General features: G+C 41.7%; 13 protein-coding genes. 4 read left to right on the top strand and 9 right to left on the bottom strand.

Going from position 1 to position 15732, the window contains the following annotated elements; all coding sequences use genetic code 11:
- Positions 1-158 precede the first annotated feature (158 nt).
- From hpnJ to V7K31_RS07105, 5 genes are all read right to left on the bottom strand, one after another.
- Positions 159-1613, bottom strand: a complete 1455-nt coding sequence (gene hpnJ, locus V7K31_RS07085) for a hopanoid biosynthesis associated radical SAM protein HpnJ (protein WP_335093404.1) — start codon at positions 1611-1613, stop codon at positions 159-161.
- Between the two features lie 426 nt (positions 1614-2039).
- A complete protein-coding gene (locus V7K31_RS07090) occupies positions 2040-3347 on the bottom strand; it encodes a CO2 hydration protein (RefSeq protein ID WP_335093406.1) in 1308 nt (435 codons plus the stop codon).
- 106 nt (positions 3348-3453) lie between these two features.
- Positions 3454-4950, bottom strand: coding sequence for an NADH-quinone oxidoreductase subunit M (locus V7K31_RS07095; protein ID WP_335093408.1), 1497 nt, complete (start codon positions 4948-4950; stop codon positions 3454-3456).
- Between the two features lie 294 nt (positions 4951-5244).
- Positions 5245-5958, bottom strand: a complete 714-nt coding sequence (locus V7K31_RS07100) for a carbonic anhydrase (protein WP_335093410.1) — start codon at positions 5956-5958, stop codon at positions 5245-5247.
- A 51-nt stretch (positions 5959-6009) separates the two neighbouring features.
- The gene (locus V7K31_RS07105) at positions 6010-7887 is read right to left on the bottom strand and encodes an NAD(P)H-quinone oxidoreductase subunit F (RefSeq protein WP_335093411.1); all 1878 of its coding nucleotides are present in this window, start codon (positions 7885-7887) and stop codon (positions 6010-6012) included.
- Between the two features lie 533 nt (positions 7888-8420).
- On the opposite strand from V7K31_RS07105, the gene V7K31_RS07110 reads away from it, so the two are divergent.
- The gene (locus V7K31_RS07110) at positions 8421-10001 is read left to right on the top strand and encodes a cyclic peptide export ABC transporter (protein WP_442941229.1); all 1581 of its coding nucleotides are present in this window, start codon (positions 8421-8423) and stop codon (positions 9999-10001) included.
- Between the two features lie 227 nt (positions 10002-10228).
- Here V7K31_RS07110 and V7K31_RS07115 read toward each other — a convergent pair whose 3' ends face one another.
- Positions 10229-10675 carry a TOBE domain-containing protein gene (locus V7K31_RS07115; RefSeq protein WP_335093413.1) on the bottom strand — a complete coding sequence of 149 codons (447 nt, stop codon included), beginning with the start codon at positions 10673-10675 and terminating at the stop codon, positions 10229-10231.
- Positions 10676-10767: 92 nt separating this feature from the next.
- Between V7K31_RS07115 and modA the strand changes: the two genes are divergently transcribed.
- A complete protein-coding gene (modA, locus tag V7K31_RS07120) occupies positions 10768-11562 on the top strand; it encodes a molybdate ABC transporter substrate-binding protein (RefSeq protein WP_335093414.1) in 795 nt (264 codons plus the stop codon).
- Between the two features lie 133 nt (positions 11563-11695).
- Here the strand turns inward: modA and V7K31_RS07125 are convergent, their stop codons facing one another.
- The 3 genes from V7K31_RS07125 to V7K31_RS07135 all read right to left on the bottom strand — a co-directional run bounded on the left by V7K31_RS07125 (position 11696) and on the right by V7K31_RS07135 (position 13320).
- On the bottom strand, positions 11696-12253 hold the full coding sequence (locus V7K31_RS07125; RefSeq protein WP_335093415.1) for a peroxiredoxin: 558 nt from the start codon (positions 12251-12253) through the stop codon (positions 11696-11698).
- Positions 12254-12291: 38 nt separating this feature from the next.
- A complete protein-coding gene (sipA, locus tag V7K31_RS07130) occupies positions 12292-12552 on the bottom strand; it encodes a regulatory protein SipA (RefSeq protein ID WP_335093416.1) in 261 nt (86 codons plus the stop codon).
- Positions 12553-12795: 243 nt separating this feature from the next.
- Positions 12796-13320 carry a Spy/CpxP family protein refolding chaperone gene (locus tag V7K31_RS07135; RefSeq protein ID WP_335093417.1) on the bottom strand — a complete coding sequence of 175 codons (525 nt, stop codon included), beginning with the start codon at positions 13318-13320 and terminating at the stop codon, positions 12796-12798.
- A gap of 368 nt (positions 13321-13688) precedes the next feature.
- Between V7K31_RS07135 and V7K31_RS07140 the strand changes: the two genes are divergently transcribed.
- Together V7K31_RS07140 and V7K31_RS07145 are read left to right on the top strand one after the other, a co-directional pair.
- Positions 13689-14960, top strand: coding sequence for a sensor histidine kinase (locus V7K31_RS07140; protein ID WP_335093418.1), 1272 nt, complete (start codon positions 13689-13691; stop codon positions 14958-14960).
- Positions 14960-15622, top strand: a complete 663-nt coding sequence (locus V7K31_RS07145) for a response regulator transcription factor (protein ID WP_335093465.1) — start codon at positions 14960-14962, stop codon at positions 15620-15622. Before V7K31_RS07140 ends, V7K31_RS07145 begins: the two co-directional genes overlap by 1 nt.
- Positions 15623-15732 lie beyond the last annotated feature (110 nt).

Raw genomic sequence — 15732 nt, forward strand, 5'->3', positions numbered from 1 at the left:
GTTTGGATTTTTTGACGCAATAAGTTAAAGGTATAAAGCCGTACTTCGTCGTATTACAGGGTAGGTTGAAAGCGAGTCCAATTGTGGGCGACCTAGTTTTCCCTGTTCCCTTTCATTGCTTGGGTTATGTTAATTGCTCTAAAAAGAGCAACCAACTACTAACCAACAATTACTGATTCTGCTTTCGCAGTTGCTTGGGTACGACGATCTTTCAAGTAAGAGAAAAATTCCCGCCCTTCACGCAAGCGACGTACTAACATTTGAGGATCACTGAGCATTTCACTGACAATTGGGATAATCGCTCTGGGACGAAAGTAGAACTTCCGATACATCTTCTCAACTGCATCTTCAATCTCAGTACTGGAGAGATTTGGATATTGCAGTGTGGACATTTGAATTCCGGAACTGGCAACTAAGGAATTGTTACTAAACCAATTATTTTCCTGTGCTTGACGATAAAGTTCTGTTCCGGGATAGGGAGCTGCGATGGAAACCTGAATTGTATGAGGACTAATATCGCAAGCAAACCGGACTGTTTCCTCAATTGTTTTTTGGGTTTCGTCGGGTAAACCAATGATAAATGTGCCGTGTACAGTAATGCCAAGTTTATGACAATTGTCCATAAACTTCCGCGCTACTTCTAGCTTGACTCCTTTCTTAATCCCATCCAGAATTTGCTGATTTCCAGATTCAAATCCTACTAATAGTAGACGTAACCCATTATCACGTAATTGTTTGAGGGTGTCATAGTCCAGATTGGCGCGGGCATTGCAACTCCAAGTTAGTTTAAGTCGCTGCATATGTTCGCTAATCGCGATCGCTCGATGTTTGTCAATAGTAAAGGTGTCATCATCAAACATATATTCTCGCACCTTGTCGCCGAAGATCGCTTTCGCTTCTTCCATCTCACGCCCCACTGCTTCTGGGCTTTTAGTGCGGTATAAGTGTCCACCAATTGTTTGCGGCCAAAGGCAGAAGGTACATTTTGCCGGACAGCCCCGCCCAGTGTAAAAGGAAATGTATGGATGCAGCAAGTAGCCGATAAAATATTTTGTAATATCTAAATCACGGTGATAAATCGGTAATACACTGGGTAGAGAATCCCAATCGTGAATCAAGGCGCGGTCTTCATTATGACGTATATTACCCTGGCGATCGCGGTAGCTTAGACCTTTGATTTCCTCCCAAGATTTGCCTTCTGCTAATTCCTTGCAGGTATAATCAAATTCGTGGCGACACACAAAGTCAATAATTGGGTTTTCTACCAGCGTCTGCTCTGGTAATACGGCGACGTGCGCTCCAATCAAGCCAATCTGGATATCAGGATTTTGAGCTTTGATTGTCTCGGCACACTTCACATCATTAGGCAGCGAAGGCGTGCTGGTGTGCATGATAATCAGCTCGTAATCTTGAGCAATTTTGATGACATCTTCTACTGTTTGACCATGTGGTGGTGCATCCACAAGCTTACTACCAGGTACAAGGGCTGCGGGTTGGGCTAGCCATGTAGGATACCAGAAGGAAGTAATCTCGCGCTTGGCTTGGTATCGGGAACCTGCTCCACCATCAAACCCATCGAAGGAAGGAGGGCTGAGAAACAAAGTTTTTTTCACAAGTATATTTCCTCATATATAGTTAGGAGGTTCTACCTAACACTTCTTTAGCATAAAACCTCAAAAGTAGCATAGCCGATCGCAGTCCTAAATGATTCATTTAAATGAAGCCCAAAAAAACCTCACCCTGGTTATGCTACGCATAATCTGTCCCTCTCCTTACTAAGGAGAGGGATGTCTGTCAAGAGAGGGTGAGGTTTTTGTTTTGGGTAATTTCGATGACTTGTGTGTACACCTCTCCCCTACGCCCGTAGGGGAGAGGTGTAAGGGACTGACAAGAGAATAAATATATCCATCTTGTGGGGTGGCATCCTGCCCGTCGTGAATATGGGACGGGCAGGATGCCACCCCACAAGAGAATTTGGGATGTTTTTTGTTTTTTGGATGAAACCACCCTAGTTGTCAAAAGCGGGCTGGGAGGATTTATTATCTATAATCTTGCTTTTGAATACTCCCCAAACGAGCCGCATCACGAATGTTATATTCAGAACGAGTAAAGCGATTTAGCTGCATCTCAAAAAAATCTCGATTAGCTTGTAAATGCTGAGGATTTGGGTCATCCAATGGATATAAAAGTGCAGTTCGCAAGGCTTGAATTACCGCAGAAGTAACACAGTACATTGACCGTTGAAAACTAACTCCCAACTGAATCAACATATCTTCTTCACCTCGGCAATGTTGGCTGTAGTAATCAACAAGATATGGTGGCAAAAAATGCAGCATATCTTGCATTAATAATGTGGGGGGAATGCCAGCAGTACCCACTGGAAATACATCAGCGTAAAGAATGCCATAGTGAAAATCTTTTTGGTCTTCTGGTACTTGACGCGCTTGAGCATTATAAGATTTTGTGCCTCGGAAGGGTGCAGTGCGGTAGAAAACTGCTTCTACATAGGGTAAAGCGGCTTCATATAGCCACATAAAACCCTTAGATTTAGGCACAATTTCATAGCATTCGCCACGAATATAAACGTGATGGTAAATGGGACGACCTGCGATCGCAAATATACCATTAACTAAGAAGCTCATGGCCTCTGGGACGCTGCTAATAGTACCTTCGTCATAGCGGTCGGACATTTCAAAGAATACTGGGGCCATGACTTCCCAGAATAAGCCCAGGTTAGCGTAGTATGACATCTGGCGGCACTGTTCCAAAAACATATCGGGGAACAGCTTGTAAAGTCCCAGCATTACGGGGTTCCCTTGGAAGTAAGCTTTAATTGCCTTGTGGGCGTTGGCTGTGTATTCTTCTGAATCTAGGTAAGGGTCAAATTGCCCACCCATCCCTCTGTGCCACAACATTGCCCGCATACAAGCTTCAGCAAATTCCATGTTAATGCGATCGTGGAAGAAGTGATGCAACAACTTCGGCATTTTGAAAGTTTCACCCTTCTCAATAAATGCCAAAAGTTCTGGATGTGCAGTAGCTTCGCCGCGCCAAATTCGTAAATCTGCATCATCACCAGCGTAATGATTATGCAGTTCTAAATACTCTTTAGGTAAGAAGTATTTAAAGAAAGGCAACGGGTTTAAAAATTCGCGTTCGGCAATATAAAGTAGGTCACGCCAGTAAAAATCCATCGGTACAGCATAAGCTTTGTATAAACCGATGATTTGCATCAAATTTTCTGGGGTATCGGGTAACATTGCACCGCCAGCTTCTAAGCGATGAATTACTTCCGCAAATTCGTGATTAGAAGGAGGTAATTTAATTGCTGTTTTAATTGATGTCATGGTAATTATAAATGGGTAGAGACGGGATTTATCGCGTCTGGGGGATAGATTTTGAGATTTTGAGACGCGATAAATCGCCGTCTCTACAAGTGTTTTGCTCTATTTACTATTTCAGCGCTACTTCAGAGATTACGGTTTTTTCCAAGGGAGGAATTGCAGCCACCATTGTTGTAGTTGTAGATTCACTCCAACGCACTAACCAAGTGGGTTGTACTCCTAAAAAGATGATAAAAGCTGCCAAAATTAAAGCTGGTATTTTCTCAGACCATAAAACTTTGGGATAGTAGGCGAAGTTATCGAGTCTGCCAAAACAGGTGCGGTTGAGGAGAATGACAAAATAAACTGCGGTTAATCCACTAGTTACTACACACAAAATTGTCGGGATGGGAAAGATAGAGAAACTACCTTGAAAGACGATAAATTCGGCAATGAATCCTGTTAAACCGGGAATACCTGCACTAGCCATACCACTTAAAACCAGTAAGGCGCTAATTAAGGGTAAACCGCGTATGGGACTCATCAAACCATTGAGTTTATCTAACTCGCGGGTGCCAACTTTAGCTTCCACGACTCCCACCAAATGGAAGAGAATGGCCAGGATGATACCGTGGCTAAACATTTGGGCGACTGCACCCACAAGTGCTAAAGGAGTACTGGCGGCAGCAGCTAGCACTACATAGCCCATGTGACCGATGGAACTGTATGCTACCATGCGCTTGATATCTTTCTGAGCGATCGCAATTACTGCCCCATAAATAGCGCTGACTGCTCCCCAAATCGCCAGATTCGGTGCAATAATACTCCAAGCATGGGGAAACATACCCAACCCAAATCGCAGCAATCCATAGGTTCCCAACTTTGCTAACACGCCACCAAGAAGAATAGCAATTGGTGCTGAAGCCTCAACATAAGCATCAGGTAGCCAAGTATGGAAGGGAATTAAGGGAATTTTAATCCCAAAACCTAATACTATTCCTGCTAGTAAAAGGATTTGTTTGGCTATTGACAAGTTTTCTGCCGAGAATGCATCAAAAGCAAAATTGGTAGAACCACTCAGCCACACCATACCCAAGAATGTTGCTAGAATTAAGGCTCCTGAAACAGCAGTATAAATCAGGAATTTAATCCCAGCATAACCCCGTTTTTCCCCTCCCCAAATGGAAATTAGTAAGTAGAAGGGGATTAATTCTAGTTCGTAGAACAGGAAGAATAGCAGAAAATTCTCCGCAAGGAAAGCACCTGCGACTCCTCCACTAACTAATAAAATCATCGAGTAGAACAGCCGAGGACGTTCAGTTTCTTTACTGCTGCTGTAAATAGCAATCCAGGTGAGCAGGCTATTTAAGACCAACATCAATATAGAAAGCCCATCAACACCTAATTGATAGCTCAAGCCAAGGGTTTCATTCCAGGGTAAATACTCTTTAAATTGCATTCCTGGGTTACTGATATCAAATTTTAGCAGGATGAAAAGGTTCCAAAATAGAACTATCCCAGAAAAAACTAATGCTGTTAAACGAATGCGATTTTTCGGGATATTTAGAGGTAGTACCGCGATGAAAATAGCAGCGAAAATTGGGAGCCAAATCAAAACACTTAACATGGTAATTTGGGATTTTACAAAATGGGTAATTTTCCTCGTTCCCAGTCTCAGACTGGGAATGCAAATTCAGAGGCTCCGCCTCTATAATTCAATATGGTTCAGTTATCGCCAAAAACCTTAATTTGTGTAGGTTGGGTTGAGGAACGAAACCCAACATTTTCTACACTTTGTTGGGTTTCACTACGTTCAACCCAACCTACAATTATCATTAACCCAAGCGTATTGCTCTCTAATTGGTGGCAGAGCCGCAATGAGGTGCATTCACAGTCGGAGACTGGGAACGAAATTTAAAAGCTAATCAACCATACTGATTTTGCCAGTATCTAAATCGTAATAAGCACCTGCTATCTTCAGCTTTTCTTCATCAATTAACTTAGATAAAACTGGCGATGATTTTAACTTTTTAATTTGCGCCAAAATATTTGCCTTACAAGCGTTTTCTACCTTATCTCCTGACTGGTCTTTTGAGCTTTCTACACTCGGTTTAATTGCCTCAATTAAACTCCCAATTTGTCCTGGTACTTCACCACCTTTAATTGCAGCACTTACCGCACCACATCTTTCATGTCCCACTACCATGATCACTTTGGAACCTAATATTAAGCTGCCAAATTCCAGGCTACCAATTTCTTCTCGTGTGGCAATATTACCAGCTACACGACAGACAAATAAATCTCCAAGTCCTTGGTCAAAAATAATCTCTGAAGGCACTCGTGAATCTGCACAACTGAGAATAGAAGCAAAGGGATTTTGACCTTTGGCAACTTCGACTAAACGTGAATGAGTTTGATGAGGATTTTTACGTTTCGTTTTGACAAATCTTTGATTCCCATCTAATAATTCTTGCAATGCCTTATCGGGGGTAATATCATCTTCTGCCAAGGCTTTTTGTGGCGCAAGTAAGTTTGAACTTATTCCTGCTGTCAATACACCTGTACCGATCGCACCTGCACCAAACTTGAATAAACTTCTTCTGGAAAGATTTATCTGGGGATGTTGTATGCTCATGGAATTATCCTGAAAATATGAAACTGTTAACTTTTAGTAGGATAGTTACTGCTACCCAATTGTCGAGATTTGAAAAACCATATTTAAAAACTGCACTCCCCAAAATGGCCAAGTTACCCACATTCCTAAAAAACTCACTCCTAAAAGAACAGTGAAGGCATAAAATTGGGTTTGTCCAGAGGTGCTGTATTTAAGACCTTCGCCACCTAATAGCGAAAATAAACCAACGAAATTAACGATGCCATCGACTACAAAACGGTCAATCATATCGGCAAGTTGGGAAATTTTGGCAACTCCAAAAATAATGGTCATTTTATAGAGTTTAGGGGTGTAAAAGTCGTATGCAAACAAGTCCTGCAAACCTTGCCAAGGGAGGCGAATCGGTTTGGGAATATTGCTTAAATAAATCACGCCAGTGATACTGCAACCGAAAATACTCGACCAAATTAAAAGTAGTGCGACATCTTTATTGAGACTTGCCCAATCGGGTAAAAGTGATAAGCTTTGCAACACTAAAGGAAGATGTAGACTGACACCAAGTAAAATCATCATTGGCAGAATCATCGGCCAGTGTGCTTCAGGCGATCGCTGACTCATTTGTGTAGCTTTTCCGCCAAAAATTAAAGCGAATTCTCTGGTTAAACTCACGGCTGTTAAAGCATTTACCGCTATTACTACTCCCACTAACCAAGGTTGCGTTTCCCACAACCCATCTGCTAGTTTCACCAGCGCCCAAAAGCTACCCAGTGGTGGAAAACCAATTAATCCCAAAGTCCCGACGATAAAGGCTATTGCTGAAATTGGGCGACGTGTCCACAATCCACCTAATTGGGTAACATCTTGGGTAATGCTATTCCAGATAATTCCGCCAGTACTCATTACTAACAGGGCTGCGGATATAGCATGGGTGAGTACTAACAACAGCGCCGCTTCGTTTTGTTGCGTTCCCACGGCGATAAATACTAAACCCATGTATGCACTGACAGAATAGGATTGACAGCGTTTCAGATCAATTTGAGCGATCGCAATTAAAGAAGCACCCAAGGCTGTCACGACCCCAATAGCCACCATTGCCGAGGAAACTATGGGCGAGAGGGTTAACACAGGTTGCAATTTAATCAGCACCCATGCACCACTAGCGACTACTACCGAGTTCCGCAAAATCGTACTGGGAACAGGGCCTTCCATTGCTTCATCCAACCACAAATGTAGGGGGAACTGGGCGCATTTGCCCATTGGGCCGGCAATTAAGGCTAAACCTACGAGTGCCATTGTTGTCGGGTTAACATTTGCAGTAGTCGCCCACTGCGCTAGTTCTGTATAATTCCAAGTTCCGGCGAGAGGCCATAATGCCAACACGCCCATCAGCAAGAATAAGTCTCCCACCCGCTTGGTTAAAAAAGCGTCTCTCGCACCTGAGACTACCAACGGCTGGCTAAACCATAAGCCCACTAATAGGTAGGTTCCCAGCGTCAGGACTTCCAAAATTACATAGCTGAAGAACAAGTTATTACACAGAACAAGGGCACATAGTCCCGCTTCAAATAATCCTAATAACGAATAGAAGCGTCCCCAACCCCAATCCATTTCCATGTAGCCGATCGCATAAATCTGCGCCAGCAAATTCAAGCCACTAATCACAACCAAAGCGCCGACACTCACTGAAGAAATTTCTAAAGCAATGGTTAAGTCTAAACCAGCCGTAGATAACCAAGGAATAAATACATTTTGGGGTGGCTGATTCCAAGTTGCTTGTAAGGCGATCGCACTATGTACAAATGCCAAAAATGTCATCACCAAATTTACATAACCTGCCGGTCTTGGCCCCGTTTTCCGAATGATCCCCGGCGACCAAGGCACCGCTAATAAGCCACCTATTAAGGCATAGCAAGGAACTAGCCAAACAGTCTCAACTAGAAACTGAGCCATCAACTTACCTCTAGATTTACATCAAAAGTTCAGGGTTTTGAATCAACTGGCGTTGATCCCAGTTAACCCAGGGATGTCTACGACGGGCTATTTAGCGTCGCAGATAATGCAAATTTATCTTTGTTTAATTTTGTTAGAAACAGCTTACCGTTATATTTGTCAAAATGGAATTAATTAACTAAACAAATTTGAGATAATTACTCTAATTAATTCTTATCAATTGATATATAGCGGTTCTCGACAAGCGTGAGATACAATTTTGACCTCTCTCCTAAAAGGAGAGAGGCTTTGAATTTTTCCCCCTTCCCGCTTCGGGAAGGGGGAAGGGGGTTAGGTCTGTTTGCATGTACCTCACCGGATTAAAAATCGCTACAGCTAGCTGTACATTAGTGTCAACTTAACGTGAAGGCTCAGTCTGATAGTAGAATAGAGAAATTGCATAAAACTTTTTGAGCATCGTATCATAAGCATTTGAGAGAGAATAAAGGCTGAAAGTGTTGATTTTACGATGGTTAGTGCGTTCTTCGTGGGGGATGGTAGCGATCGCGATCGCGACTGGATTCTTGAGTGGCGGTAGTAGTGCTGGCTTGATTGCCTTAATTAGTCATGCTGCTAGTAACAGTGCCGCTTCCCGGCTCACATCGATAATTTGGGGTTTTGCGGGGCTAGCAATAGTTGCACTGATTACCAGTATCATTTCCCAAGTGATGCTGATTCGCCTTTCTCAGAATGCAGTTTTGAAATTACAGATGGGTTTGAGTCGCCAAATTCTCGCTTCAAACTTGAGTCATCTGGAACGCTTAGGGAATCCTCGATTATTGGCAACTCTCACAGAAGATATTCAGGCGGTTGCTAATGCTGTTTATCAGATGCCTTTCATCTTTATTAATTTAGCGATCGTTTTAGGTTGCGTAGCGTATATAACCTGGCTCTCTTGGTTAGTATTGTTGATGGTTTGTGGTATTTCAGTAGTAGCGATCGCTAGTTGTCAGTGGCTACTCAACAGAGGAGGGAAATTGCTGGCTCTAGCTCGTGAAGATGAAGATCATCTATTTAAACATTTTCGCACCATTACCGAAGGAGTCAAGGAACTCAAGCTAAATTACAGGCGGCGTGAAGACTTTTTAGAAGAAAAACTGCAATCAACTGCTACCCAATTCCGTCATCACAACGTTAACGGTCTAACCCTTTTTGCCATAACTACAAGTTGGGGTCAACTCGTATTCTTTTTTGCCCTCGGTTTTGTACTGTTTGTGCTACCTAATCTGCTTGCCATCAATAGCGAAACTCTCTCTGGCTACATTTTGACCTTCACTTACTTGGTGTTACCAATGGATAACATCATCAGCAAACTTCCCCTATTAAGCAAAGCCAGCATTGCCTTGCAAAAAATCGAGTCATTGGGTTTATCTCTAGCTAGTCGAACTGAAATATCGACTGTTCCACCTGCGATTAAATCTGACTGGCACAGCTTGAAATGTCAAAGTGTTACCCACGCTTACGACACAGTTAAAGAAGACAATAGCTTTATTTTTGGCCCAATAAACTTGACACTTTATCCTCAAGAATTAGTCTTCATTGTTGGTGGTAATGGTAGCGGTAAATCTACATTAGCCAAACTAATTACTGGACTTTACATTCCTAATAACGGCGAAATTTGGTTTGATGACGAGTTAATTAGCGAACAGAACCGAGAATGGTATCGCCAGCATTTTTCCGTGGTATTTTCTGACTTTTATTTATTTGAAGAACTTTTAGGATTAAAAAATTATCACTTGGATGCTCAAGCCAAAAAATATTTAAAGCAACTGCAACTAGACCATAAAGTTAAAGTTGAAAATGGGCAACTTTCCACCACAGCACTTTCTCAAGGACAACGTAAACGGTTAGCTTTACTCACTGCCTACTTGGAAGATCGACCAATTTATCTATTTGATGAATGGGCAGCCGATCAAGATCCAGTATTCAAAGAAATATTCTACACTCAACTTCTACCAGAACTGCGATCGCGGGGCAAAACAGTGCTGGTGATTAGTCACGACGATCACTATTTTCATTTAGCAGACCGAATTATCAAACTTGACTATGGACAAATAGAGTATGACAAAACTTAACCCAACCGTATTGGGTTAAAGCAGGGCTTTTTCATTTAATTGAACCACATATGTTGTAGGGGCACAGCAATGCTCATTGGTGTCAACTTCAGCCCAAGCTGAATGGAATAGAGCCTCCGGCACGCTGACGCGGTTTCTAACCGCCCATTTCGCGTTAAGTTGACTGTGCCCTTACCGCGTGGTCTATTTAAGACGAAAATTGTTGTAAGAATAGCGATCGCCACAGCCTATTCGCTGGCAATAACTATATCGTTGGACTTAATAACCGCATAAGCCTCTTTCCCTTCAGACAAACCTAACTCTTCTACCGATACTCTGGTGATAATCGAAGTTAACACAACTTTGTGAACAATCTCCAGCGTCACCTCACTATTAACGGCTCCAGTCACAACTCGTTTAACAACACCCTTGAGAATATTGCGAGAGCTAACTTTGAGTGGTTTCTTTTGAATACTAATTTCTATCTCCGACTTTTGAGGGGATACGATATTTTCCTCTTCTGTGTTTATGGTTGGTAGCGAGTTGGATGGTGAAGAGTGTTGATTAAGACCACGTACCAATTCTCGAAGAATCTCGGTCTTGGTTCGCTGAGACTGGCCACAAAAGTCTTCCAAAATCTTTCGCTCCTCTTCTGAGGTTTGAAATGTGACCCACCCTTGTTCTTTTCTAGGCATAATTTTACCGATATAGTTGGGCAAATCTTGGTATTATTGTTACGATTCTACGTAGCATCAATTTTAGAAAAAACCTCTCAAACACTTTTACTATGAAAAGAAGACAAATTTTTGGCTTCCTGGGTATAGCAGTTGCTGGCTTAATGCTAGCAATTGGTTTACCGTTGGTTACTCCTTATCCTGTAATAGCACAGTCAAATACCAGCATACTCGTGTCCGCAGCCGCCAGCTTAAAAGAGGCGATGGAAGAAATTAAGCCTCTTTACCAACAAAGTAAATCAGATGTCAACATTAGTTATAACTTTGGGGCTTCTGGTGCTTTACAGCAACAGATTGAGCAAGGTGCGCCAGCAGATATCTTTATTTCTGCTGGCAAAAAGCAAATGGATGCCTTGGAAGAAAAAGGACTGTTGCTACCAGGTAGCCGTACTAACTTGGCAAATAACCGTCTAGTCTTGATTGTGGCTCAGGATGTTGTTGGCATCAGTAGCTTCTACGATTTAAGAGATAGTAAGATAAAAAAAATTGCGATCGGTGAACCCAGAAGTGTACCCGCCGGTCAATATGGAGAGCAAGTATTAAAGAAATTGAAACTTTATGATCAGGTCAAGTCAAAATTGGTTTTTGCTAACAATGTGCGTCAAGTTTTGGCAGCAGTAGAAAGTGGTAACGCCGAAGCGGGTTTAGTTTATGCCACTGATGCCAAAATTTCTAACAAGGTAAAAGTCGTAGTCGCTGCTGATGATAAGTTTCACTCACCAATTGTCTATCCCGTAGCAATAATTAAAAGCAGTAAAAATACTTCTGCTGCCAAAGAGTTTGTCGAGTTTCTATCTGGCAGTCAAGTTAAAACTGTACTTAAAAAAGATGGTTTTATTGTGCGTTAAACAAAAATGCAGATATAGCAGTTCCCAAGTGCATCATAGTCCCCTCTCCTCGCTAGCGGGGAGGGGGGTGGGGTTCTTACTGAGAAACGCTATAAGTTGGTGCTTAAGCCCCAAATCTTGTGTTAATTGAGGTTTAAGAAGTTGCGGACTGTAATTTTTCTAGTCGTGCCAGCACTTCTGAACTGTGAATAGTTGGGTTGACTTTGACAAAAGTCTCGCGCAAGACGCCCTGAGGATCGATGATAAAACTGTGACGCATAGATAAGAAGCCGAGCCACGAACCGTAAGCTTTACTCACCGAACCATCAGTATCAGCCAACAAGGGAAATTTTAGTCCCTCTGAATCACAAAATTTGGCATGGGAATCAATATCATCAGCACTTACGCCAATAATCTGGGCGTTTTTTTCGAGGTATTGTGGTAAGTCTTGCTGAAAACGACGAGCCTCTATAGTACAACCAGAGGTGAAGTCTTTAGGATAAAAGTAGAGGACTAGCCACTTACCGCGCAAGTCAGAGAGGGAAATTTTGCCATCACCTGTGTTGGTTGGCAAAGTAAACTCTGGTGCAGGTTGATTAATTGCAGGAAGTTTACCACCAAGGGCATCAGCAGCAGGGGTAAAATTCAGCCAGCTGATCACAGAAATACAGCTGGCAAATAATATGCTTAAAAAAGTGCGGCGAGAAATCATGGTGCAAACCAGAATCACAACTTTACACAAGTTTACAATTATTGGTTGCCAGAAATCTCCTCTAAGTGAGATTCAGGAGGGGTATCTGTGCTTTCGATGTATTGACTATCTAGGAGAAAGGCTCCCCTAGTAAAACGAATACCCCAATATCCACCGGGTCTGCGGTCAATGATTATACCCTCTTCGCCAATGTGAATTACATTAGGTGGGCGTAGCATGGGCATAGGTTCAGCAGTTTTGACGTAGGCTGGTAGTGCCACGACACGGACTTTACTACCAATTGCGAATTCTTTAGACATCTTGAAAGAGCTAGGAGTTTTGATTAACTCATAACTCATAACTAGCTTGAAAGTCTACTAAATTGGGGATTGGGAATTGGGAATTGGGCATTGGGCATTGGGCGTGGGTATAAATAGGGAAAGGGAAAGGGGATGAAGTTTTTCCCCTTTCCGGATCTTCTGCAAGAAGTCTATTAATTTTTTAGTATGAAAAACAATGCCTGGACATCAGTCAAGGGTAAGTGGCAATTTTTTGGAAGTCCCTTATTGGGGATTGCCTTGTTGACGGCGTGAAGGAGCATTTTGACGGAATTGCTCTAGTTTTTGGCGCTGTTCGGGGGTTAAGACTGCTTGAACCTGTTGTTTTTCAGACTCCCGAATTTGTCGCATTTCGGTTTTCTGGGCTTCACTCAGATTTAAGTCAGCAAAACCACCTTTTCGGCCACCACGATGCTGACCTGGTTGCCGTTGAGCTTGACCTGCTTGCCCCTGAGCCTTACGCGCTTCCCACTCAGCCCGATGCGCTTTTTTCGCTGTCTCTAATTTTGCCTTTTGTTCTGGGGTCAAAACTGCTTCCATTTTGGTGCGGCTATCGCGGTGAATTGACTCAATTTGGCTTTTTTGGGCATCTGTTAGACCCAATTCTTTCCAAGGGCCTCTTTCTTTGTGTGGAGTTTGTGCAAGTAGCACGGGTGAAGGAGAGGCTGTTTGGGCGTTAACAGCAAAGGAGGTTGCAGTTAAAGTTAGAGCGATCGCTCCAGCAACTAGCGATAATGCTTTGAGTTTCATTACTTTGTCTCGTGGTTTTTTCTTGGTTCGATGCCACTATCATAAGAACTTATCTTCAGTAGTCACATGAGGATAAAGTCATGGTTTTACCCATGACTAAAGTCATGATTGAATTTTGACAAAGATGATTCACAATAAGTAGATAGGAGCTAGAAGTTTAGAATGATCAAGATTTTTATGATGATTAATTTATAAATCGTGTTTAGCTTATTACATAAGGTTTTTCTAGCCTACATTTACTGTTAATTACTCAGCGAAAAGTTTAAACGCCGGAAGCTATCGCTCAAATGTTCGGAACTCCTAACCCCTGTACAGACGCGATTAATCGTGTCTCTCCTAACTCATTCATAACTGGAGCGAAGCAACTGATGAGTCGTCCAATTCAAATTAAGAAACATCCTTTCCAATCTCTGCTTTATCTGGAGTGGACACTACTAGCGATTACTGCATTGACGGCAGTTATACCACCTCCGTTACGGCAATTTCATCCTAAGCATCCACCTCCAGAACTATCAATTTGTGGTGTATTTCCAGATTTGTCAGTTTGTAGCATATTGCCAGAACTGTCAATTTATAGTCTGATTATTTTTGCGTTAATGGGCTTAATATTACCCAGTAGTAACCAGTTAACTAAGGTAATCTACACAGCCATTGAAATTTTATTGATTTTAACAACTGGACTTTTTGGTGAGAGATTTGCTCGCCTTTTCCCCGTTCTCTACATAATTTTAGTTACTCGCAGTTGTCTAATTTTTCAGTTACCTGGGCGTTTATTCATTACAACTTTATCATTTTCCTTATTTTTAGTTACTACACAGTTAAAATACCAGCTATTTAATTTTCAAGCATCACCACAAGCACAAGAGCGATCTCGTTTTTTTAGCTTTAATTGGTCGCTGACATTTGGCTTAAGTTTAGTTTTTGTATTATTGATGATGAATGCAGTATTATCGGAACGGCACAGTCGAGAAAAGCTAGCGATCGCTAACGAAAAACTCCGTCAATATGCCATGCGAATTGAAAATCAAGCTACCTTGGAAGAACGTAACCGCATAGCTCGTGAAATTCATGATTCATTAGGACACTCTCTAACTGCTTTAAATCTGCAATTAGAAACGGCTTTAAAACTATGGCAATCTAACCCAATTAGGGCTGAAACATTTCTAGCAACAGCAAAAGAATTAGGTTCAAAAGCGCTAAAAGATGTCCGTCAATCTGTTTCTACTATGCGTTCTAATCCCTTACAAGAGCAATCTTTAGAAGGGGCGATCGCTAGTCTTTCAGAAAATTTTCATCGCTCTAATGGCATTTTACCAATTTATCAAATCAACCTGGAATATTCTCTACCACCTGAAATCAATATTGCTATTTACCGGATTACTCAAGAATCATTGACAAATATATCTAAATATGCATATGCAACAGAGGTTAAACTAGAACTTACTGAGATGAGAGGAAATTTACGATTGATAATTCAGGATAATGGTAGAGGTTTTGATTTAGGGCAAAATACTACTGGTTTTGGACTTCATAGTATGCGCGATCGCACTTTAGCAATTGGAGGTGAGTTTAATATTAATAGCGCTCCTGGTTCTGGTTGCAAAATTACAGTTAATATTCCCTTAACGAGGTTGATATGATGATTAAAGTCTTGCTGGTAGATGACCAAAGTTTAATTCGTCAAGGGTTAAAAGCTTTATTGGAACTAGAACCAGATATAGAGATAGTGGGAGAAGCAGAAAACGGTGAACAGGCGATTAATTTAGTTGCAAAATTACAGCCAGATGTAATTTTGTTGGATATCAGAATGCCGATTATGGATGGAGTTGCAGCCACACGAGAGATTCAAAAACGTTTTGCCAAAACTAAGATTTTAGTACTGACGACTTTTGATGATGATGAATATGTATCAGCAGCGATGCAAAATGGCGCAATGGGTTATTTATTGAAAGATACACCATCAGAAGAATTAGCTGTTGCTATTCGTGCTGTTCATAAAGGATATACTCAACTAGGCCCAGGTATAGTTAAAAAACTGTTGACTCAGTTTTCTCATCCGGCGCCAACTCAGTCACTGCCTGTACCATCTAGTTTAGCTGAACTTACTCCTAGAGAAAAAGAGGTTTTGCAGTTAATTGCTACAGGCGCTAGTAACCGAGAAATTGCTCACCAACTCTATATTTCTGAGGGAACGGTAAAAAATCATGTTACAAATATTTTAAATCGGTTAAATTTGCGCGATCGCACTCAAGCTGCAATTTGGGCAAATACATATTTATCCTATTTGAATGAGCTAAGTTAAATAATTCGTAATTCGTAATTCCTAATTCCTAATTCGTAATTTCAACCTCTAGATTAGCTGTAGCTGTAGGGTGTTTTATGGCGTTTCCTAAGTATTTCTCTCCCCTCTCC

Origin of the sequence: Nostoc sp. (genome assembly GCF_036917675.1) — a bacterium.
Taxonomy (GTDB): Bacteria; Cyanobacteriota; Cyanobacteriia; order Cyanobacteriales; family Nostocaceae; genus Nostoc.